Source organism: Salinivibrio sp. ES.052 (genome assembly GCF_900141775.1).
GTDB lineage: Bacteria > Pseudomonadota > Gammaproteobacteria > Enterobacterales > Vibrionaceae > Salinivibrio.
Window position 1 is genome coordinate 568,000 of the sequence record NZ_FSRI01000001.1, and the last position, 18,935, is coordinate 586,934.

The 18,935-nt window shown below is 50.7% G+C and carries 18 protein-coding genes; 9 read left to right on the forward strand and 9 right to left on the reverse strand.

Annotated elements, in window-relative coordinates:
• Positions 1-56: 56 nt before the first annotated feature.
• Positions 57-1,088, forward strand: coding sequence for a LacI family DNA-binding transcriptional regulator (locus tag BUQ98_RS02625; RefSeq protein WP_074212373.1), 1,032 nt, complete (start codon positions 57-59; stop codon positions 1,086-1,088).
• A 196-nt stretch (positions 1,089-1,284) separates the two neighbouring features.
• Here BUQ98_RS02625 and BUQ98_RS02630 read toward each other — a convergent pair whose 3' ends face one another.
• Entirely contained in the window at positions 1,285-2,505 is a 1,221-nt protein-coding gene (locus tag BUQ98_RS02630; RefSeq protein ID WP_074212374.1) for an aldose 1-epimerase family protein, read from the reverse strand.
• A 294-nt stretch (positions 2,506-2,799) separates the two neighbouring features.
• Between BUQ98_RS02630 and BUQ98_RS02635 the strand changes: the two genes are divergently transcribed.
• From BUQ98_RS02635 to BUQ98_RS02670, 8 genes are all read left to right on the forward strand, one after another.
• On the forward strand, positions 2,800-3,009 hold the full coding sequence (locus BUQ98_RS02635; protein WP_074212375.1) for a hypothetical protein: 210 nt from the start codon (positions 2,800-2,802) through the stop codon (positions 3,007-3,009).
• A 353-nt stretch (positions 3,010-3,362) separates the two neighbouring features.
• Positions 3,363-3,782, forward strand: coding sequence for a D-ribose pyranase (rbsD, locus tag BUQ98_RS02640; protein WP_074212376.1), 420 nt, complete (start codon positions 3,363-3,365; stop codon positions 3,780-3,782).
• Between the two features lie 23 nt (positions 3,783-3,805).
• Complete coding sequence (gene rbsA / locus BUQ98_RS02645; RefSeq protein ID WP_074212377.1) at positions 3,806-5,311, forward strand: ribose ABC transporter ATP-binding protein RbsA; 1,506 nt, start codon at positions 3,806-3,808, stop codon at positions 5,309-5,311.
• A complete protein-coding gene (gene rbsC, locus BUQ98_RS02650; protein WP_074212378.1) occupies positions 5,308-6,297 on the forward strand; it encodes a ribose ABC transporter permease in 990 nt (329 codons plus the stop codon). Before rbsA ends, rbsC begins: the two co-directional genes overlap by 4 nt.
• Before the next feature lie 123 nt (positions 6,298-6,420).
• Entirely contained in the window at positions 6,421-7,314 is an 894-nt protein-coding gene (rbsB, locus tag BUQ98_RS02655; protein WP_074212379.1) for a ribose ABC transporter substrate-binding protein RbsB, read from the forward strand.
• A gap of 82 nt (positions 7,315-7,396) precedes the next feature.
• Complete coding sequence (gene rbsK, locus BUQ98_RS02660; RefSeq protein ID WP_074212380.1) at positions 7,397-8,326, forward strand: ribokinase; 930 nt, start codon at positions 7,397-7,399, stop codon at positions 8,324-8,326.
• 34 nt (positions 8,327-8,360) lie between these two features.
• A complete protein-coding gene (locus BUQ98_RS02665; RefSeq protein ID WP_074212381.1) occupies positions 8,361-9,365 on the forward strand; it encodes a substrate-binding domain-containing protein in 1,005 nt (334 codons plus the stop codon).
• 220 nt (positions 9,366-9,585) lie between these two features.
• Complete coding sequence (locus BUQ98_RS02670) at positions 9,586-10,251, forward strand: TIGR01621 family pseudouridine synthase (RefSeq protein WP_074212382.1); 666 nt, start codon at positions 9,586-9,588, stop codon at positions 10,249-10,251.
• A gap of 36 nt (positions 10,252-10,287) precedes the next feature.
• Here the strand turns inward: BUQ98_RS02670 and BUQ98_RS02675 are convergent, their stop codons facing one another.
• The 8 genes from BUQ98_RS02675 to BUQ98_RS02710 form a co-directional block, all read right to left on the reverse strand.
• Entirely contained in the window at positions 10,288-10,611 is a 324-nt protein-coding gene (locus tag BUQ98_RS02675; RefSeq protein WP_074212383.1) for a hypothetical protein, read from the reverse strand.
• A gap of 59 nt (positions 10,612-10,670) precedes the next feature.
• The gene (gspS2, locus tag BUQ98_RS02680; RefSeq protein WP_074212384.1) at positions 10,671-11,048 is read right to left on the reverse strand and encodes a type II secretion system pilot lipoprotein GspS-beta; all 378 of its coding nucleotides are present in this window, start codon (positions 11,046-11,048) and stop codon (positions 10,671-10,673) included.
• Complete coding sequence (locus BUQ98_RS02685; RefSeq protein ID WP_074212385.1) at positions 11,048-11,359, reverse strand: YciI family protein; 312 nt, start codon at positions 11,357-11,359, stop codon at positions 11,048-11,050. The genes gspS2 and BUQ98_RS02685 overlap by 1 nt, the downstream gene beginning before the upstream one ends.
• Before the next feature lie 428 nt (positions 11,360-11,787).
• Positions 11,788-12,729: a transposase gene (locus BUQ98_RS02690; RefSeq protein WP_074212386.1), complete on the reverse strand. Its 942-nt coding sequence runs from the start codon at positions 12,727-12,729 to the stop codon at positions 11,788-11,790.
• A gap of 337 nt (positions 12,730-13,066) precedes the next feature.
• Entirely contained in the window at positions 13,067-13,834 is a 768-nt protein-coding gene (locus BUQ98_RS02695) for a tRNA isopentenyl-2-thiomethyl-A-37 hydroxylase MiaE (RefSeq protein WP_074212387.1), read from the reverse strand.
• A 109-nt stretch (positions 13,835-13,943) separates the two neighbouring features.
• Positions 13,944-15,908: a beta-N-acetylhexosaminidase gene (locus tag BUQ98_RS02700; protein ID WP_074212388.1), complete on the reverse strand. Its 1,965-nt coding sequence runs from the start codon at positions 15,906-15,908 to the stop codon at positions 13,944-13,946.
• The gene (locus BUQ98_RS02705; protein WP_074212389.1) at positions 15,908-17,905 is read right to left on the reverse strand and encodes a glycoside hydrolase family 9 protein; all 1,998 of its coding nucleotides are present in this window, start codon (positions 17,903-17,905) and stop codon (positions 15,908-15,910) included. The genes BUQ98_RS02700 and BUQ98_RS02705 overlap by 1 nt, the downstream gene beginning before the upstream one ends.
• A 20-nt stretch (positions 17,906-17,925) precedes the next feature.
• On the reverse strand, positions 17,926-18,921 hold the full coding sequence (locus BUQ98_RS02710) for an ABC transporter ATP-binding protein (RefSeq protein ID WP_074212390.1): 996 nt from the start codon (positions 18,919-18,921) through the stop codon (positions 17,926-17,928).
• Positions 18,922-18,935 lie beyond the last annotated feature (14 nt).

The following is an 18,935-nucleotide window of genomic DNA, read 5'->3' on the forward strand; positions in this document are numbered from 1 at the left end:
GCTGATGGCTGTGATAGGATACGGTGTCATAAAATGATGAGTAATCAATAGATACGATGAGTGAACCAAGAAAACGACGCAATACGGGTAACGTTACGCTTGCGGATGTTGCCAAACAGGCTGGGGTAGGCACTATGACGGTTTCCAGGGTGTTGCGTACCCCGGATGCTGTCTCTGACAAATTGCGCGATAAGGTTCAACGCGCCGTCGAGCAACTGGGTTATATTCCTAATAAAGCTGCGGGTGCCTTGGCATCAGCGCAAAGCTATGCCATTGCGTTGGTTATTCCTTCTCTATTGGAAAAGGCGTGCGCCTTGTTTTTGCCTCGTTTTCAACAGCGGCTGAATAAAGCGGGCTATCAATTGTTGCTGGGTTACAGTGATTATTCGGTCCAGCAGGAAGAGGATTTATTGGCCGGTTTTTTAGAAAGTCGGCCAGCGGCAGTGGTGCTATTTGGCAATGAGCATACTCAGCGTACCCATCAATTGCTTGAGATGGCCAATGCGCCTGTCCTCGAAATTGCTGAGTCGCCTTCCATGAATAGCTATGCCAGCATGGGCAGCGACCCCCACGACATCGGCAAGCGCTGTACATCCCACCTTGTTAGTCAGGGCTTTCATCATATTGGTTTTATTGGTGCACGGGGCAACCATGCCACCTTGCAGCGCAAGCTACAGGGCTGGCAGGGCGCGATGATTGAGCACTATTTAACCCCTGACCATTTTCTGACAACGCATGAGGCACCATCGGCGCAATTGGGGGCAGAAGGGTTGGCGAAACTGTTGCTTCGCGATGCCACGTTGGACGCACTGGTATGTAGCCATGAAGAGATAGCTATCGGCGCGTTGTTTGAGTGTCACCGACGGGTGTTAAAAGTGCCGACCGATATCGCGATTATCAGCTTGGAGGGCTCCTCTATGAGTGAGCATGCCTTTCCGAGCTTAACGAGCGCTGAAATTGACTATCAATCCCTCGGCGTAAAGGCCGCGTCGGCCATTTTACAAGCCATTGAAGGGCAACCGCTTACAGGCGCTCAAACTATTCCATTTAAACTCGCACATCGCGCCAGCACCGCGAGAAAAAATTAGTTTTGGGCTGTTTTAGCGGGACAGGCACTTTAGTGCAAAGAGCACAGTATGGTTTTGACAGGACAGGACAGGACAGGACAGGACAGGACAGGCGCGAACGCGTTACGAGGAGTAGTGAGTGGAAAGTGTTCGGCCAAGCGTGAGCAACGCCGAACACGTTTGATAACGAAAGGCTATGCCTAGCCGTTATGTGCCTTTAGTGACTAAGATCGACCAAAGGCTCTGACTTTAGTTGGACTTTTTGTTTTTTCATGATTTTGGCTACATTGTCGACGGCTTGACTGACGTCTTCCGCACTCGTTAACACGGTGTACTCAAGATCGAAATGTTTTTGTTCGCCAGCTTTTATGGTCGGCACTAGGCCTAACGGTCGTTGATATTTTGTATTATACGCATAGCTTGTACCAGGCTCGATTCCCGTTACATAGCCCTGTTTTAATGTGTCAGTATTTTTCCAAATTGTTAGTACTGGGAGCTGCTCGGTTTTAAATCGCATCGACACACCAGAGTTGGCATCTTTATTGTGTAAAACAGCAAGAGAGTTGCCTTCTGGGTCACTAATGGGCTTTAAATTAAATACCATTTCATCAAAATCTTTTGTTGGCCCTAAATAGGTTTGCCAGCTTTTAAGTCCACCTTTTGCATAGTCATTAAATGGAGATATTTCACTTGCTGCTGCATGGACTTTGGCGCCTTTTTCTAGGATGGGTTTACCAAAGTTTGAGTGGTAGATGATTTGATATTCATCGTCGTAATCAGCTTTGTTGGTGAGCGTATCGTTTATTGAGAAGGAATTTTCGCCAGGAATGATATTCAAACGCGTTTCTGTCGAAAGGTTTGATTTTTTAAAGGTACTCTCTGCAACAACCCCGGTGACAGTAATTGTATGTGGGGCTTCATCGTCTATTTCGACTTTCACCAGTGAGGCGGGAGTGTTTTGAACCCGCCCATGAAGGCTGAGCAATTGCCCATTGTCATCAACACCAGGGTGACCTGTCCATTCGTATCCACAGCGAACTAGCATTTCATTGAAGCCATCTAGCCAGCCAAGGCCGTTTCTGCTTTCAAGATCAATAAAAGCTGGATTGACTATCTCTTTGACGGGTGAATCCCATCCAAGAATCCGCTTACCCTCCTTGCGCACCTGGTAGATACCCATACCTCGAGTCGGTACCAGCGTCAGTTCTAATTCACCGTTATCGATGGTGATAATGTCCACGCCACTTTGTTTACCTGTATTGAGTCGCTTTTTTTCAATTGAAAAGGGGATTGTAGTGTTAATTCCAAGTTCTTGCGCCGATGTTTTCCAATGATCCACGTAGGTGTTAGTTGCGCTATCGGTGAGTACAAATTCTGCTGAAAGGGCGTAGATAGGTGTGAGTAGAGCAACAGTTGCCAGGACGTTTTTGATTATCATCTTAGTCTTCCTCATTTGTTGTGTTTAGCTGAATCGTTTCAGCTTAAATGCTACGCTCATTATTTGAACAGACAAATTGCTGAAAGTGACCTTGTGATTCAGCTCTTTAATTTTTATTAACTGATTTTGAATCATGAGTGCTGACTCACGTTCAGCATTACACAGTTAGCGGGAATTATCGGGACAGGCACTTTGGAGGGGAATTATCGGGACAGGCACTTTGGGTTAGGTGACTTAGGGGTGGTAAAGTTAACATACAGCAGAGTGGTTCTCGGTATTTGAAGGAGACAACCTATGGCTGAGCATGACACAGAAAAGACCATCCCCGAGCGTGACCAGCGGCGGTTTGCGGTGTCGGCTAACCGAGCCAAAGCGAGTCATCGTATTCGCTACGTCGAGACGGGCGGTGCCGTGGTGGATAATGAAGAGTGCACTTTTTGCCAAGCGGTGCCGGGGTTGAGTGAACCACGGAAAGCAGACGAAGAAGCCGAACGCGATAATTAAATTAACGGGACAGGCACTTTTTCTCGCCTCTCTCATTCAACATGTAGTGCCCGCATGCTCGGATATTCTCGGGACAGTCACCTCACGTTTCGTCATATCACTTTCTTCCTCTAGCACGTACCAACACAGGCTGTGTGATTTATCTCTCTCTTTACTAATGATTCCAATATCAATAGTCGATCCCCCTCACATCTGTGATGTTTACAGATGGTGAAATTTTTCTTTCATCTGCATTATTTGCTCATATCGAAACGTTTCGATGGCGTTTTCTCTCAGGAAAACGCCAATCACAAGAAAACGTGCCAGCGCACAGTGAGCGCTGATTAAGTCCATCGTGAGTGAGAAGGTGATGAATGAATAAGCATGGTTTGCTCCATCCAGAGCTTGCACAGCTCGTAACCCAAATCGGGCACACCGATGAATTGACGGTGTGTGATGCGGGGCTGCCGATCCCCAACTCGGTGACGCGTATTGATTTGGCGCTAATCCAAGGGGTGCCGAGCTTTATGCAGACGGTCGAGGCGGTGTTAACTCACACTTGCATTGAGTCGGTGGTGATTGCAGAAGAACTTGCAGCGGTCAGCCCGGCGTTACATCAAGCCTTGCTTGCGCGATTAGAGCAAGAGAGTGCTGCGCGTCAGCAGCCGATCACTGTGACCACGATCAGCCACGAGGCGTTTAAAGCACGCACGGTGCAGAGCAAAGCGGTGGTGCGCACCGGAGAGTGCACGCCTTATGCCAATGTGATTTTTCAAGCCGGTGTCACCTTTTAGGTGGGCCTAAGCGAGTAACCACAATGACGCAACCTATCTTACAACTCCGCCAAGTCGTAAAAACCTTTCCCGGGGTGCGCGCCCTCGATGAGGCGAGCTTAAATGTCTATCCCGGCGAGGTAATGGCGCTACTCGGTGAAAATGGCGCGGGCAAGTCCACGTTGATGAAGGTACTCACCGGGATTTATCACGCCGACAGTGGCGACGTTAACTATCAAGGTGAGTCGGTTTCGTTTAAAGGCCCACGTGATTCGCAGCAAGCGGGGATCAGTATTATTCACCAAGAGCTCAATTTGATCCCAGAGCTGACCATTGCAGAGAACATCTTCTTAGGCCGCGAGTTTACTAACCGGTTTGGCAAGATTGATTGGACCAAGATGGCTGAAGAAGCCGATAAGCTGCTGGCGCGTTTAAATGTGAAAGCACGTGGCACTACGCCACTTGGCAGCTTGAGTTTAGGTGAGCAGCAGATGGTGGAAATAGCCAAAGCGCTGTCGTTTGAGTCGCAGGTGATCATTATGGATGAGCCGACCGATGCTTTGACCGACACCGAAACCGCCTCGCTGTTTGCGGTGATCAACGAGCTGCGAGCGCAAGGCTGCGGCATTGTTTATATCTCTCACCGACTAAAAGAAATTTTTGAGATTTGCGATCGGATCACCGTGTTACGTGATGGCAAGTTTATTGGTGAGTGTCCCGTGAGTGATACCGATGAAGATGGCCTGATTGAAATGATGGTGGGCCGCAAACTCGCCGAACAATATCCGCGAAGCGACGTCACTCCTGATGGGATAAGCCTTGAGGTGGAAAATGTCAGCGGCCACGGGGTGGAAGAGGTGAGTTTTCAGCTACATCGTAGTGAAATCCTGGGTGTATCGGGCCTGATGGGCGCCGGGCGCACGGAGTTAATGAAAATTATCTATGGCGCCGTGCCGCGTGAAGCTGGCGTGATCCGACTTGATGGCAAGGTGATTAACCCAGTGAGTCCGCAAGATGCGCTGGCCAACGGCATTGCTTACATCTCTGAAGACCGCAAAGGCGAGGGCTTGGTGCTGGGTTTATCGGTGAAAGACAACATGTCGCTCAGTGCACTCGATAAGCTCACCCATTGGGGAAAAATACAGCCGCGTGATGAAGTGATGGCGGTGGATGATTTTATTCGCCTTTTTAACATCAAAACCCCCACCCGCGAGCAAATCATTGGCAACTTATCGGGCGGGAATCAGCAGAAAGTGGCGATCGCCAAAGGGCTGATGACCAAACCGAAAGTGCTGATCTTGGATGAGCCGACGCGGGGTGTCGATGTCGGTGCCAAAAAAGAGATTTATCAGCTAATTAACCAATTTAAAGCCGAGGGCATGAGCATCATCTTGGTGTCATCAGAAATGCCCGAAGTGCTTGGCATGAGCGACCGCATTCTAGTGATGCACGAAGGCCGCGTATGCGGTGAGTTTGATGCCAAAGACGCTAACCAAGAAACTCTGCTTGCCTGTGCGGTAGGCAAAGATGCCAATGAGGATGCAGCATGAGTGAGAATGCAATGAATAAGTCCCAGCCGTCAGAAGATGGACGTAAACCCCTGTTCAGTAAAGCGTGGTTGATTGAGCAAAAATCGCTCATTGCCTTGTTGGTGCTGATCGTGGTGATGTCATTTTTAAACAGCAACTTTTTCATGGTCGACAACCTGCTTAACATCCTGCGTCAAACCTCGGTAAACGCCATTATCGCCGTGGGGATGACATTGGTAATTTTAACCGCGGGTATCGACTTGAGTGTTGGTTCGGTGTTGGCGCTGTGCGGGGCGTTTGCCGCCAGCTTGATTGCGGTCGAAGTGCCAGTGTTAGTCGCAGTGCCCACCGCTTTGTTTGCGGGCGCGGCGATTGGTGCCATGACAGGCGTCGTGGTGGCTAAAGGCAAGGTGCAGGCGTTTATTGCCACCTTGGTAGCAATGACTCTCTATCGTGGTGTCACCATGGTGTATACCGATGGTCGTCCCATCTCAACGGGCTTTACTGATACCGCGGATGCGTTTGCCTGGTTTGGTACCGGCTACCTGTTGGGCATTCCCGTCCCCGTGTGGCTGATGGCAATCGTGTTTATCGGCGCGTGGTATCTGCTCAATCACACCCGTTTTGGCCGTTATATTTACGCACTTGGTGGCAATGAATCTGCGGCGCGGTTATCGGGCATTAATGTCGATCGAATCAAGGTGGGCGTGTATAGCCTGTGTGGCATGCTCGCGGCCCTGGCAGGGATCATCGTCACCTCGCGCCTGTCCTCCGGACAACCGACAGCCGGTGCTGGCTATGAGCTTGATGCCATTGCGGCAGTGGTGCTGGGTGGCACCAGCTTGATGGGCGGTAAAGGCAAGATCATGGGCACATTGATTGGTGCGCTGATTATCGGCTTTTTGAACAACGCTCTTAACCTGCTGGACGTGTCGTCTTACTACCAAATGATTGCCAAAGCAGTGGTGATTCTGCTCGCCGTGCTGGTGGATAACAAAAACAAATAGCGGTTTGAGACAAAGCTTTTAGCTTATTGGGACAGGCACTTTAAGTTAGCGGGACAGACACTTTTATTTCTGTTTAATTAGTAAGTAAAAACAATACCCTACAAACACAAAAGGACTGAACGCATGAAAAAACTGACTACCTTGATTACTACTGCACTATTGTCGTCAACGCTGAGCATCAGTGCGCAAGCGGAAGATAGAATGGCAATCGTGGTCTCAACCTTAAACAACCCATTTTTTGTCACCATGAAAGAGGGCGCAGAGCAGAAAGCGCAAGATCTTGGTTATGAGCTCTTGGTGCTTGATTCGCAAAACGACGCCAGTAAAGAGTTGTCGAATGTGGAGGATTTAACCATCCGTGGCGTTAAAGCCATTTTGATTAATCCGACTGACTCTGACGCGGTCTCGAACGCCATTCGTATTGCAAATCGCGCGGAGATCCCGGTGATCACCCTAGACCGTGGCGCGAGCCTTGGGGAAGTGGTGAGCCATATTGCTTCTGATAACGCCCAAGGCAGTAAAATGGCGGCGGAATACATCATCGGCAAAGTCGGTGAGCGCGCCAAAGTGATCCAACTTGAGGGCATTGCTGGCACGTCAGCAGCACGCGAGCGTGGTGAAGGCTTTATGGATGCCATTGAAGGTACCGACGTTGAACTACTCGCCAGTCAGCCAGCAGATTTTGATCGCACCAAAGGCCTGAATGTGATGGAAAACCTGCTTGCCGCACACCCAGATGTGGAAGCGGTATTCGCCCAGAACGATGAAATGGCATTTGGCGCGTTGCGCGCGGTGCAGGCATCAGGCAAAGATGTCACCATTGTTGGTTTTGATGGCACCAAAGATGGTATTGCAGCCGTCGAGCGTGGTCATCTGGCAGCGACCATCGCTCAGCAACCGGGTATGATTGGTGAGCTGGGTGTCGAAACCGCGGATAAAGTGCTGAAAGGCGAGTCGGTAGACAGCTATATTCCCGTGCCGCTTAAGGTGATCAGCCAAGAAACGATCGCTGAATAAGCCGTCAGGGAAACGTATAGTGAGCACCATCGGGTTCGCACTGGGTGGTGCTTTTTTGATTTAAAAACGGTAAGGAATAGTAATGAGCCGATTGGTTGTTCTTGGCAGCGTCAATGCTGATCATGTTTTACGCGTCTCTAGTTTTCCTCGTCCCGGAGAGACATTACACGGTCGAGACTATGCGGTGATAGCTGGCGGCAAAGGGGCGAATCAAGCGGTGGCAGCGGTGCGTTGCGGTGCTGATGTTGCCTTTATTGCCAGTGTGGGTGACGACGCCTTTGGTCAGCAGATTCGTCAGTCTTATGCGCAAGAGGGGATGGATGTCAGTGCGATAAAGGTACAGCCTGATACGCCGACCGGGATTGCGATGATCCAAGTGACTGATCAGGGCGAGAACAGTATTGCGCTCTCCGCAGAAGCCAATGCGACTCTGACAGCGGATACCATCAGCGATGATCTCACAAAAATCGCCGACGCTGACTATTTACTGATGCAGTTAGAAACACCGATGTGTGGCATTGAAAAGGCGGCGTTTCATGCCAGAGCGGCAAAGACACAGGTGGTGCTTAATCCCGCCCCTGCGGCACCGCTGAGCGACGCGCTTCTCGCCGCGGTCGATATTATCACCCCGAATGAAACGGAAGCCCAAAGCCTTACGGGTATCGCGGTAACAGACACCGCCAGTGCCCAAGCGGCCTCGGACGTGCTTCATGAAAAAGGGGTAGGGACTGTACTGATCACCCTCGGCAAACAAGGCGTGTGGCTGAGTGAAAAGGACGAACAAGCGGGTCAGCTCATTCCTGGGTTCCGTGTCGATGCCGTCGATACCACTGCCGCGGGTGATACCTTTAATGGGGCATTGGTGACAGGACTGATAGAGGGACAGACACTTTATCAGGCGATTCGCTTTGCGCATGCCGCGGCGGCATTATCCGTGACCCAGTGTGGCGCACAAACCTCGATTCCTTCTCGTTCAGAGGTTGAGGCGTTTTTGGCCCATCAAGATGCTTAATCGTTATTTCACCTTAGTCAGCGGAGCGCGATAAATGGCGACCATGAAAGATATTGCCAAACGGGCGGGCGTGTCGACATCGACGGTCAGTCATGTCATTAACAACACCCGTTATGTGAGTGAGGCGATTGCTGAGAAGGTAAACCAAGCCGCGAAAGAGCTTAACTATTACGCCCCGTCGGCGTTGGCGCGCAGCCTAAAAGTGAATCGAACTAAAACATTTGGCATGCTGGTGACTACCTCCACCAACCCGTTTTTTGGCGAAGTAGTAAAAGGCGTCGAGCGCAGCTGTTATCACAATGGCTACAGTTTGATTTTATGCAACACGGAAGGCGATGCTGAGCGTATGCGTGCTTCAATTGATACGCTGTTGCAAAAGCGGGTCGATGGTTTGATTTTGATGTGCTCGACCTTGGAAGGTGAGCGGATTGAAGGCTTTGATCGTTATCCGGATATTCCCGTGGTGGTGATGGATTGGGGGCCGATTGATTTTGCTTGCGATAAAATTCAAGACAATTCCTATCAAGGCGGCTATTTAGCGACCCAGCACTTGATTGACTGTGGCCACCGCCAGATTGGTTGCGTTAGTGGTCCCTTGCTTAAACAACAAGCACAGCGCCGTTTTCAAGGCTTTAAAGATGCGCTGCGCGAGGCTGGACTTATTGAGAACGCCGACTGGATGGTAGAAGCGGACTTTGAGTGTGAGGGAGGCTATCAAGGCATGCAAGCGATCGCCGCGAGCGGCTCCCTGCCGAGCGCGATTTTTGCCGGCAATGACATGATGGCGATGGGGGCGATCAATGCCGCCAATGCACTCGGCATTCGGGTACCCGAGGATCTTTCTATTATGGGGTACGATGATATCCACCTCGCAAAATTTGTCTCGCCCTCCCTGACCACCATTCACCAGCCCAAGTATCGTCTTGGTCAAGCGGCCGTCGAAACGCTACTCCACAAACTGGATGACCCTAAAAGCGATAGCCAAACCGTGCAGCTCGAGCCAACGTTAGTAGTGCGCGAGAGTGTGAAACGGATATAGCCGGAGCTATCGGGGACAGGCACTTTAAGCTAACTAGATATTCGAGCTATCGGGGACAGGCATTTTAAGCTAACTAGATATTAGCAAACGGGACAGACACTTTTGAGCACTCGGGGGACGAGCACTCGGGGGACAGTCACTTATATGATTGCCCTAGCGACGTAAGGGTGAAGTCGTTATGATGCCTGTCCTCAATGGCTAATCGGTAAATCGCCTCGTTATGTTTTCAATTGTCGACCAAAACCAACACTTTGTGGTGATCAATAAGTACCACGGCGTTAGCGTGCAAAAAGAAGCCGATCACGCGGCACTGTTGCCCGCGGTAGCGGCGCACATTGGGGTTGAGAAAGTCTACCTTGTGCATCGGTTGGACAAGATGACATCGGGCTTGCTGCTGCTGGCAACTTCTTCTCATGCGGCGTCTGTCCTCTCTGGGCTGTTTGCTTCTCGCGAGATAGAAAAGTTCTATTTGGCATTAAGTGCCAAAAAGCCGCGTAAGAAGCAGGGACTGATCGTTGGAGATATGACGAAGGGACGGCGAGGTAGCTGGAAATTACTGACCAGCAAAGATAACCCAACGAGAACGCGTTTTACCTCTATTGCTGGTGGTGAGGGGAGACGACTTTTTCTCTGTCGGCCCTACACAGGCAAAACCCATCAAATTCGCGTGGCGATGAAAAGCATTGGCTCACCGCTCATCGGTGATGATTACTATGGCGGCGAGCCTGCCGATCGTGGCTACTTACACGCTTATGGGCTGCAATTTACGTGTCGTTTTGCCGATGATCAGCCAGCCAAGCACTACAGCTATGTGCTGCCCCCGAGCCAAGGCGAGTTGTGGCCATCTTTACCGGTGGAGTGGGATGTCCCGTTTTCACTGCTTTAATTCTGTTTCACAGAGCGCTGGGAAGTGATGCACAGGTTACCAAACAAGTAGCTTAAAAATCGCGAGAATAACTGTCATCGCGAACAGCCCAATCCAACCTAATGTACGTGTAACGATAGGGATTTGATTGATAGCAAAGTGTGGGAATAGGATTGCCCACATCGAAACAAATGGCACGATACCAAACGCTCTTTCTGTGTAAAAATTAGGGGTGGCAGCAAAAGGTGGAATGGCTAGGTGCCAAAAACAATAAATTCCCACGACGGCCATGCAAATGACCGCTTCTTTGAGTGAGGTTTCCTGAGAGTTGGTAAAGAGATAAAAACCAACCGTCATAATATAGAGTAAGGCGGCTATCACGGGTTAGTGTCTCTTGGTTTTGCCGGGTGAAGGGGCCTCAACCGAGCCCCCCATCTTTTTTAGCTAGCACAGCTTGGTGCAGTAATGGCGTTATTGAGCACCTGCCGGCCTCGGGTATCGCGAACCAAAATGGTATAGCTGATACCACTGTTTAACATGCTGCGGATATCGTTATCCTCGCAATAACGACGCTTTAAGCCGGAAAAGAGCTGCCCCGGTGCTTTTTTGGCATTCTTCTCCAGAAGTGTCAGCTCGATGATTGCATCTTGTGCACGAGCGCGAACCAGAGAGTAGCCTTCAATATCCATCGGCAGTAACTGTGCAATCATGTCGGCACGTTGGATTGCGGCTTCTGCGGCTTGGTCATGCTGGGTGCTACTACAGGCACTCAGTATTAGCCCAAGGCCAGTCATCATTAATACTTTTACTAATCGCATTAGGCAGGGTCCTGAGGAAGCACTTTTTTGAAGGGTTTAACGGTTACGTCTGCATAGACACCAGCGGCTACATAAGGGTCTTTGTCGGCCCAGGCTTGGGCGGCTGATAATGACTCAAACCAAGCAATAACGGTTGACCCCGTAAACCCAGCTTCGCCCGGCTCGTCGCTATCAACGGCAGGGTTTGGTCCTGCAATCATCAAGCGGTTTTCTTTTTCCAGTTGGTGTAAGCGCTCAAGGTGTGCGTCACGCACTTGCTTGCGTAGCGGTAGGCTGTTCTCTACGTCTTGCGAATATATGAGATACCACATCGTCATTGTCCTTGATAGATGTTTATAGCCATTAGGATACAGAGTCCAGATTTCTGAGTACAGTGTATTAGTGAGTATTGGAGGGACAGGCACCAAAAGTGAAAAGTACCGAGAGTAGGACAGACACTTAAGCATTCTTAAGTATTTAACGTGCCTGTCCCCAATGAGCTTTAAAATCAAATATGAATGGCCCTTTACCTTCCTGTTACTGGAAGGCTTATTCTTCTGCAAAAACGGTCAGGAGATAATATGGGATGCTGTAATCAATTCCCGGAAGGTGGAGCCAAAGGGCTAAAGCCGCTCTTAAAAGCGGTGGGCGTATTGTTTGTATTGATAGTGGTGCTGGCTTATTGGATTGGATGAGACCTTAGCGAGTTTATTTGGTGTTTACGTTATTGGGATGCCTTCAACGACAAGCCCAACTCACTTTAGATCATGACGCCGGTCATGCGTTTTAGACCGAGTGTCGGCAATACCGCCTGAATACTCGATAGTGAACCTACGATATTCCCGCCCTCTAAGTGAGAGCATGTACTTAACCAGGTTTCACGTGAGATGTTCAGCTGTGTGAGTAGCTGTGGTCTCGGGAGTGAATTGGCGTTCTGGCCCTGAGCGCACGTCCATTCTACCAGAGCCAAATAGTCCATAAGGCGAAAAGGGATACCGTCGGGCATCGACTTTCTCGGATTCCCGGCGAAGGGGAATAAGCCGGCTGGCGTCGCTTTATTTTGCTCGAGTGATTCAACGCGCTCTTTAATCGATGTGTAATTGGCATGCTTAGGCTGTTTGGTGATACCTGCTCGCACTGGGTTCGAATCGACATAGGCCATCGCCGCAGCGAGTGCTTTTTCATCTAATATGGCTTGGCTTTTAAAGCGTCCCTCCCAAAAATGCCCTGAACATTGATCTTCTCGGTTTGCTTGTGTCGAAATATATTGATTGAGCAGCTTCATAAACCAGCTGACAGACATCAAACGTTCGCGCCAGTTATCAATGATGCGAAAACACGCTTTTCGCTCTGAGTGGGAAAGCGATTCACCCTGATAAAAACGTTGGATAAGCGCAGGCGCGTGATGAAAGGCTAGCCAGCGTTCAACAACCTCGATATTGGTTAAAGACTGAGCCGCTTTGGCGTTGATATGCAAAACAACGTGATAGTGATTGCTCATAATGGCATAAGCACAGATATCGATACAAAACGCTTTGGCGAGTGCAAGTAAACGCGTTTCTATCCATGTGCGACGATGCTCATAGCTTTTTTGTGACTGCGCATCATAGCCGCACAAAAAGGAGCGACGCACACAACGTGAGACACAATGGTAATAGGGTGTGGCGGCTAAATTTATTTGCGATGCGCGAGCTTTGGTCATCGTCGGTCCCTCTTAGCATCTAGGTATGACTAAATATACTGTATAAATGAACAGTCTTCATCTTTTCTAGCTCGAGTTTTCGTGACAGTGCAAGAAATGATGTAATTATGAGCGTTGTTATTTGCTTAACATGTCTGTCCCAAGAAGTACTTCTCGAGAATAGTGAGTAGTGATGGCGTAGCGTCGTAACAGGGACACTCACTACAGAGTGCCTGTCCTGATAGAGGAAAAGGTTCGAACGTTGGAGAAAAACTACGAGGATAGTCACCAAGAGGTGACTGTCCTCGCTAGAAATCACTCGCATGAAATCAACAGTGCCTGTCCCTATAAGGAGAGGCTAGGCCGGAACGCCGCTGTGAAAGCGGAAATGGTTGTCGGGTGCTTGGATCAACTCGGCTTCGCGCTCGCCGATGGTTTGAATGCGGTCGCGAATGTCTTCGCCGGCGATAGTTTCTGCAAGTGTCAGGTAGTCTTGATAATGGCGTGCTTCGGAGCGCAGTAGCGAGATATAGAACTTTTGCAGTTCATCATCAAGGTGTGGGGCGACTTTAGCAAAGCGCTCGCAGGAGCGTGCTTCAATGTAGGCGCCAATAATCAGTTTATCGACCAAGGTAGCCGGTTCGTGAGTGCGTGCCGCGCGCATCAATCCTTTGGCGTAGCGGCCTGCTTCTAACGGTTGATAAGGAATGCCGCGTGCGTCCATGATTTCAATCACTTGCTCAAAATGATGAAACTCTTCTTTGATTAAGCGAACCATTTTATCAATCAAGGCTTGGCCGTGGGCAAACCCCGTTTTAGGGGTTAAAGGCGCGCTGAGACCGTTTTTGCGCGCGTGGAAGATCCCATCGCGAACGCCGCGATAAACAAAGTCTTCATAGGGTTTGGCCCATGCCAGCAGTTGCTCGCCACTCGCCGCGTCGACCGCATACTTACGGATCAGCCACATCGCGGTTTGGCTGGCTTTTAATTCGCAGTTTGCGTGATCGCGCAAAAGAATCGATTGGTTGTCAGGCTGGATGGCCGCGTCAATCCAACTGTCGGGGGTTTGACAGTGCAGAAAACCATGAATAGGGGTGAGTAGGGTATTAATTTCTTGGCGTAGCATGCCGGAAACACTCTCAGACTGACAACAATGGCTGAGCATTATAAACAGAAGGGATGCGAGCGCAAAGAGCTGGCAGCGCAGGAGGCGCTGCCAGGTGGGCGAATTCGGCCTACTTGTTCGATGCCCAAGGGGAACGGTATTGAATACCGAACTTGTCTAAACGCGGTAATTGCGCTTTGAGTCTGGCCAGATAATCGAGCCAGTCACGGCGCTCACTGTGGCTCCAAGCCGCTTCCGCAATGGCGGTAAGCCTTGGAAATACCATGTAATCGAGCCTGTCCTGATTGGTGATCAGTTCACTCCAGAGTGCACATTGCACGCCTAGCATATGCTCACGGGCAGGATCGTCACTGGCGAGGCTTGCCAGTGGCTCATATTGGTAGGATTTTTCTAATGGCGTGACGCCCGCCCAGTCGAGCCCAGGCTCGGTGGCAGCATAATCTTGCACCATATCGAGATAGGTCGCCTGACCGGGGGTTAAAATCACATCAAAACCATGCTTTGCACAGTGCAATGCGGCTTCTTCGCTTTGCCATGAATAGATCACGGTGTTTTTGCTGACTTTATCGCCGTGCTGTACCTCTTCCCAGCCAACCATACGTTTGCCCAAGGCGCGAAGCTTTTGCTCAGCATAGGTCAGTATCTGTCCCTGTAGCGAAGCGGTCGTTTCTCCGTTCATGCGTCTGTCCCGATAAATTGGGCTATCCGTCCATACCCCGTCAGGGACTTCATCGGCGCCAATATGGACCCATGAGGCGGGGAAAAGCTCGGCGACTTCACTTAATACCGTATCTAAAAATCGATACGTGCCATCGAGGGCTGGCGATAATACGTTATCGGTGTAGTGTTGTACGCTACGGTAAGTTGAACGGTCGTCGGCATCGTGTAGCCAATCAGGCAGCGCTTTGATGGCTGCGCGACAGTGGCCGGGAATATCAATTTCTGGAATGACGGTAATACCACGGGCCGCGGCGTATTCAATCACGTCACGCACCTCTTCTTGGCGATAGTAGCCTTCGTGACGTTCTGCAATGTGACTGAACTGCGGAGCAAGGCGGGTATTGGGGCCGCGTTGACTCCCATAGCGCGTCAATTCAGGCAGGGCTTTAATTTCTAGTCGCCAGCCTTCATCGTCGGTTAAATGCCAGTGAAAGGTATTGAACTTAAAGTAGGCCAACTGGTTAATCAGTCGCTTTACCGTGTCCACCGAATGAAAATGGCGCGCGCAATCGAGCATCATCCCTCGGTAAGCAAAGCGTGGTGCATCGCTGATTTTGATTGCCGGTATTCGAAGCTGTGTGTCTTGCTCTTGGCAAAGCTGTAATAGCGATGCGCAGCCGTGAATAAACCCGCGCTCAGCACAGGCTTGGATGACCACGCCTTGGTCGGTGACGGTGAGCTGATAGGCCTCATCACGGTGGGCGATATCTCGAAGTGCAGAGTCGGGTAACGGTCGTAAGATAATGGCATGATCGCCAGTGACCGCATCTTGATGGCGTGGATCGAGTGCAATATCAGCTTGCGGGTATAGACGAACCCACTCGTTGCTTAGCCACTGCGCGGCGGGCAGGGCCTGTGGATCCACTGCGATTAATGGTGTTGTGGGTGAAAGCGTAAAGTACCCTGGCTGGTGGCGAACTGTTTTGGGTGCTGGAATAATGGCGTGCTCGGCGGGATGAACATCTGGAATCGATGAGCGTGTGGTGTGAGTGTGCGCCAAGTTGATGGGGGTGAGCATCACTGAGTATTGCTCGCCATTGGCATAGAGCAGCGCATCTTTAAAGCCAGCACAAAGGAACCGTAATGGCGGCGTGTGGGCATCAAACTCGATGTATAAGCTTTGATTGGCATCGAGTGTTTGATGCGCCGGTGTAATGACGCAATAACTACCGATTTGCTCAATACTGCCTTGTGACAGTGTATTGGGGTTGATGAAGCGATCAAACAATACCGCAATGGACAGCGTTTCTAACGGGCGGTCGGTGAGATTATGCAAAGTTAACCCCATTCGGCTGCGTGGCGGGGTGTCATTGGGGGACTCGTTGATCACACTAAGATCGAGGCGGTAAGTCATCACGCGTTCTCCTTGTTCGAGTGGCCGTTGCCAACCAGTGTTTGCGCACTGATGGCGAGCATAAACCAGCTTGCATGTGGTAACCACTGCTCGCCCCATCGCCAGTTTTGCGCCATATCATCGCAATATGGTGCGGGGTTGAAGGCAATCTGTGTTTCATCCTCCATCCCTGCGGTAATGCCATTGCAGATCCCCCCTTTGGCATTAAAAAATCCCAAGTGCGGTAGGTAATCTGGGTTGTTGTGACCATGTCCATCGAGCATGCAGATATCAAATGGGTTTAAACCGAGGATCCAATTAAGCGCCCGTTGGCTAAAGGTGTGGAGGGCCGCATTTAGCGCATCGTCTTGAATATGGCGCGTGGCATGACACGCAAAGGTTGCCAGTGATACCAAGCGTGCATTCTCGCCTTGCCACCAATAGCCGGTTTCATTGTGGTGAGGAATAAAGTGACGTACCTGTTTGACGCCATCGACGGGTTTGACGTACTGACGCGGATACGCGAATGGATTATCGGCTGTTTGTGTTAGGTTGAGCTCAAACTGGCAGGCGCGTTCCAGTGCTGTTTGCGCGATAGCTTGATGGCTGGGATCGGTTTCCACATCGAGGTAGCGAATTAATACCAAGCCGGGTAGACCGGCATCGGCGGCATGGTAAAAGGGACGGTTCCCATCAGTATTTGCTGACCAATAATATTGGCAAGTTTCATCACTGCGTTGCCGTGCGACCAGCTTTTTCATCCAGCCTCGTGCCTCGCTCAAGAAGGGACAGTCACCGTTCGCACTAATGTGTCTGTCCCCAGAACCTAAAGGCGCCTGTCCCATTAAATAAGCGTGACTGTCCCCAGTAGATTGCTCCTCGGTAGACTGCCGAGTGGCGTGATGTAACTCACATGCGGCGAGAAGGGCGCAGGTTTCGTCAATAATGTTGGGCTCACCGTCATCAAGGTATTGATGGTTATGTTCAACCAAATGCCAGTAGCCGCGAATAGCGGCGTCTAAATAGCGTGCTTGTTGGTCTGGATCCGCGCAAAGCGGGGATCTGTTTGCAGCGGCAAGGGCAGCAATCGCTATGCCACCACCTTGACGAAAACCGGCCTGGTAAGCCTCACTCATTACTCCATCTTGCGTCGCGTAAGCGCAAAGGGTGCGGCGCTCCGGGTCTTTCGACCATTGATCAAACACCGTCATATAAAAAAAGCCACTGGGGTCTTGCATACGGAGAAGAAAATCAGCGCCGTGTTTCGCTTCATCGGCTAAGCGTGTTCGCATAAACGCGGGCAGCGTGTCCGAGCTAAATTGGCTGGTAAGATCGGCCAGTCCCCAAGCCAATAGCGGGATTTGTTGCGGATTAAAGTAATTGGCGTAGGAAAGGTGGCTCAGGTATTTGCTCACATCGCCAGAGGCATCGTACCAACCACCAGAGACATCCACGCGTTCATCTGAGCCAAAAACCTTGGCGTGCTGATCTGCGTGTTCATAAATGCCGCTACACCGCTGCGATTTAAAGTAATGGAGCAGGTCGGAAAACGTGGTGTGAAACAGACAATTATCCCTGACCTCAAACGGATGGGAATACACCGGTGTTTCTGTTAGTAATACTAGTTGATAGCGTCCGCGATGTTCAAAGGCAGAAAAATCGAGGGTATAAGCCGTGCCCATCTGCCAGTTGTTTAACTGTGTGCCTTGGTGTAATTCAAACTGCGCCACCACGTTATCGAGTGGCGCTGTGTCTGTCCCACGAACAACAGTGTCTGTCCCGTGAGTAAGAGTGCCTGTCCCCGTAAAATTTTGCGCGCCTTCTGTGGCATCGTTAAAGTGCCTGTCCCCAGAGGAGGAGGCAGCTTTGTCCTCCGAGCTAAATGTGCCTGTCCCCTTAAGAGGAGGCAGGGAAATCAGTGCCACGGGCGTGCCGATGAGGCGGTCGTTGTTACTGACGATCACCGCGTATTTGTCACCGTGTAACGAGTAGCCAATGTGATTGGTCAGTATTTGCATGATGGTATCCTTATTGGTCGCTATTGCTCGTACAAATAGCAGCGCACATAGTGGTTGTCGGCGAGCTTGGTGACGCCGGGCAACTGCTCAGTGCATTTGGCCGTCGCATGCGGGCAGCGGCCAGCAAAGGGGCAGCCGACAGAATCCGGTGTCCACAGGGGGATTTCTCCTTTATTGCCCTTTAGTTCCTCGTGAATGGACTTGCTCGGGTCGGGTACGGCTGAGACCAACAGCTGGGTGTAAGGGTGCTGAGGGCGATGAATAATCTCTTCGGTGTCCCCCCATTCGACCATATGGCCGACGTACATCACTGCCAAGTCTTCGGCAATGTAACGCGCGGTGGCGATATCATGGGTGATGTAGAGCAGCGACATTTGCTTCTCCACTTTCATCTCTTCCATGAGGTTAAGCACACCGGCACGAATCGACACATCCAGCATTGAGGTTGGCTCATCGGCGAGCACCACTTCCGCGCCGACGGCGATATTACGCGCCAGGTTGATCCTTTGACGTTGGCCGCCCGACAGTTGGTGGGGGAATTTCTCTGCCGTTTCTTTGGCCGGAGTGAGGCCCACTTGCTCGAGCAGCTCGAACACCCGCTCTTTCAATTGGGCTTTGTCGCGCTTGGCGACTTTTTTGTGGATCAATAACGGGCGCGCAATATGGTGAAACACATTATGCGTGGGGTTGAGCGAGCCAAAAGGGTCTTGCCAGACCATTTGCAGACCCTCGCGATATCGCATCAGCTCATTGCGTTTTTTAATGGTGGTGATATCGCGTCCCCGGTATTCAATGCAGCCATCGGTCGGGGCGTACATTTTGGCAATCATTTTCGCGGTGGTTGATTTACCCGAGCCTGATTCCCCCACCACAGCAAGCCCACGGCCTTTGTACATTTTGAACGAAACATCATTAATCGCTCGCATCATGGGTTGTTTAAGGGCATGACTGTTAATGGGGAAATCTTTCACCACGTTTTTCCCTTCAACCAGCAGTTCTCCAAAACCTGTACTCATCACTGACTTCCTCA

Coding starts and splice junctions, on each gene's coding strand:
- BUQ98_RS02625 (WP_074212373.1), top strand. CDS start 57: ATGAGTGAACCAAGAAAACGACGCAATACGGGTAACGTTACGCTTGCG.
- BUQ98_RS02630 (WP_074212374.1), bottom strand. CDS start 2,505: ATGATAATCAAAAACGTCCTGGCAACTGTTGCTCTACTCACACCTATC.
- BUQ98_RS02635 (WP_074212375.1), top strand. CDS start 2,800: ATGGCTGAGCATGACACAGAAAAGACCATCCCCGAGCGTGACCAGCGG.
- rbsD (WP_074212376.1), top strand. CDS start 3,363: ATGAATAAGCATGGTTTGCTCCATCCAGAGCTTGCACAGCTCGTAACC.
- rbsA (WP_074212377.1), top strand. CDS start 3,806: ATGACGCAACCTATCTTACAACTCCGCCAAGTCGTAAAAACCTTTCCC.
- rbsC (WP_074212378.1), top strand. CDS start 5,308: ATGAGTGAGAATGCAATGAATAAGTCCCAGCCGTCAGAAGATGGACGT.
- rbsB (WP_074212379.1), top strand. CDS start 6,421: ATGAAAAAACTGACTACCTTGATTACTACTGCACTATTGTCGTCAACG.
- rbsK (WP_074212380.1), top strand. CDS start 7,397: ATGAGCCGATTGGTTGTTCTTGGCAGCGTCAATGCTGATCATGTTTTA.
- BUQ98_RS02665 (WP_074212381.1), top strand. CDS start 8,361: ATGGCGACCATGAAAGATATTGCCAAACGGGCGGGCGTGTCGACATCG.
- BUQ98_RS02670 (WP_074212382.1), top strand. CDS start 9,586: ATGTTTTCAATTGTCGACCAAAACCAACACTTTGTGGTGATCAATAAG.
- gspS2 (WP_074212384.1), bottom strand. CDS start 11,048: ATGCGATTAGTAAAAGTATTAATGATGACTGGCCTTGGGCTAATACTG.
- BUQ98_RS02685 (WP_074212385.1), bottom strand. CDS start 11,359: ATGTGGTATCTCATATATTCGCAAGACGTAGAGAACAGCCTACCGCTA.
- BUQ98_RS02690 (WP_074212386.1), bottom strand. CDS start 12,729: ATGACCAAAGCTCGCGCATCGCAAATAAATTTAGCCGCCACACCCTAT.
- BUQ98_RS02695 (WP_074212387.1), bottom strand. CDS start 13,834: ATGCTACGCCAAGAAATTAATACCCTACTCACCCCTATTCATGGTTTT.
- BUQ98_RS02700 (WP_074212388.1), bottom strand. CDS start 15,908: ATGACTTACCGCCTCGATCTTAGTGTGATCAACGAGTCCCCCAATGAC.
- BUQ98_RS02705 (WP_074212389.1), bottom strand. CDS start 17,905: ATGCAAATACTGACCAATCACATTGGCTACTCGTTACACGGTGACAAA.
- BUQ98_RS02710 (WP_074212390.1), bottom strand. CDS start 18,921: ATGAGTACAGGTTTTGGAGAACTGCTGGTTGAAGGGAAAAACGTGGTG.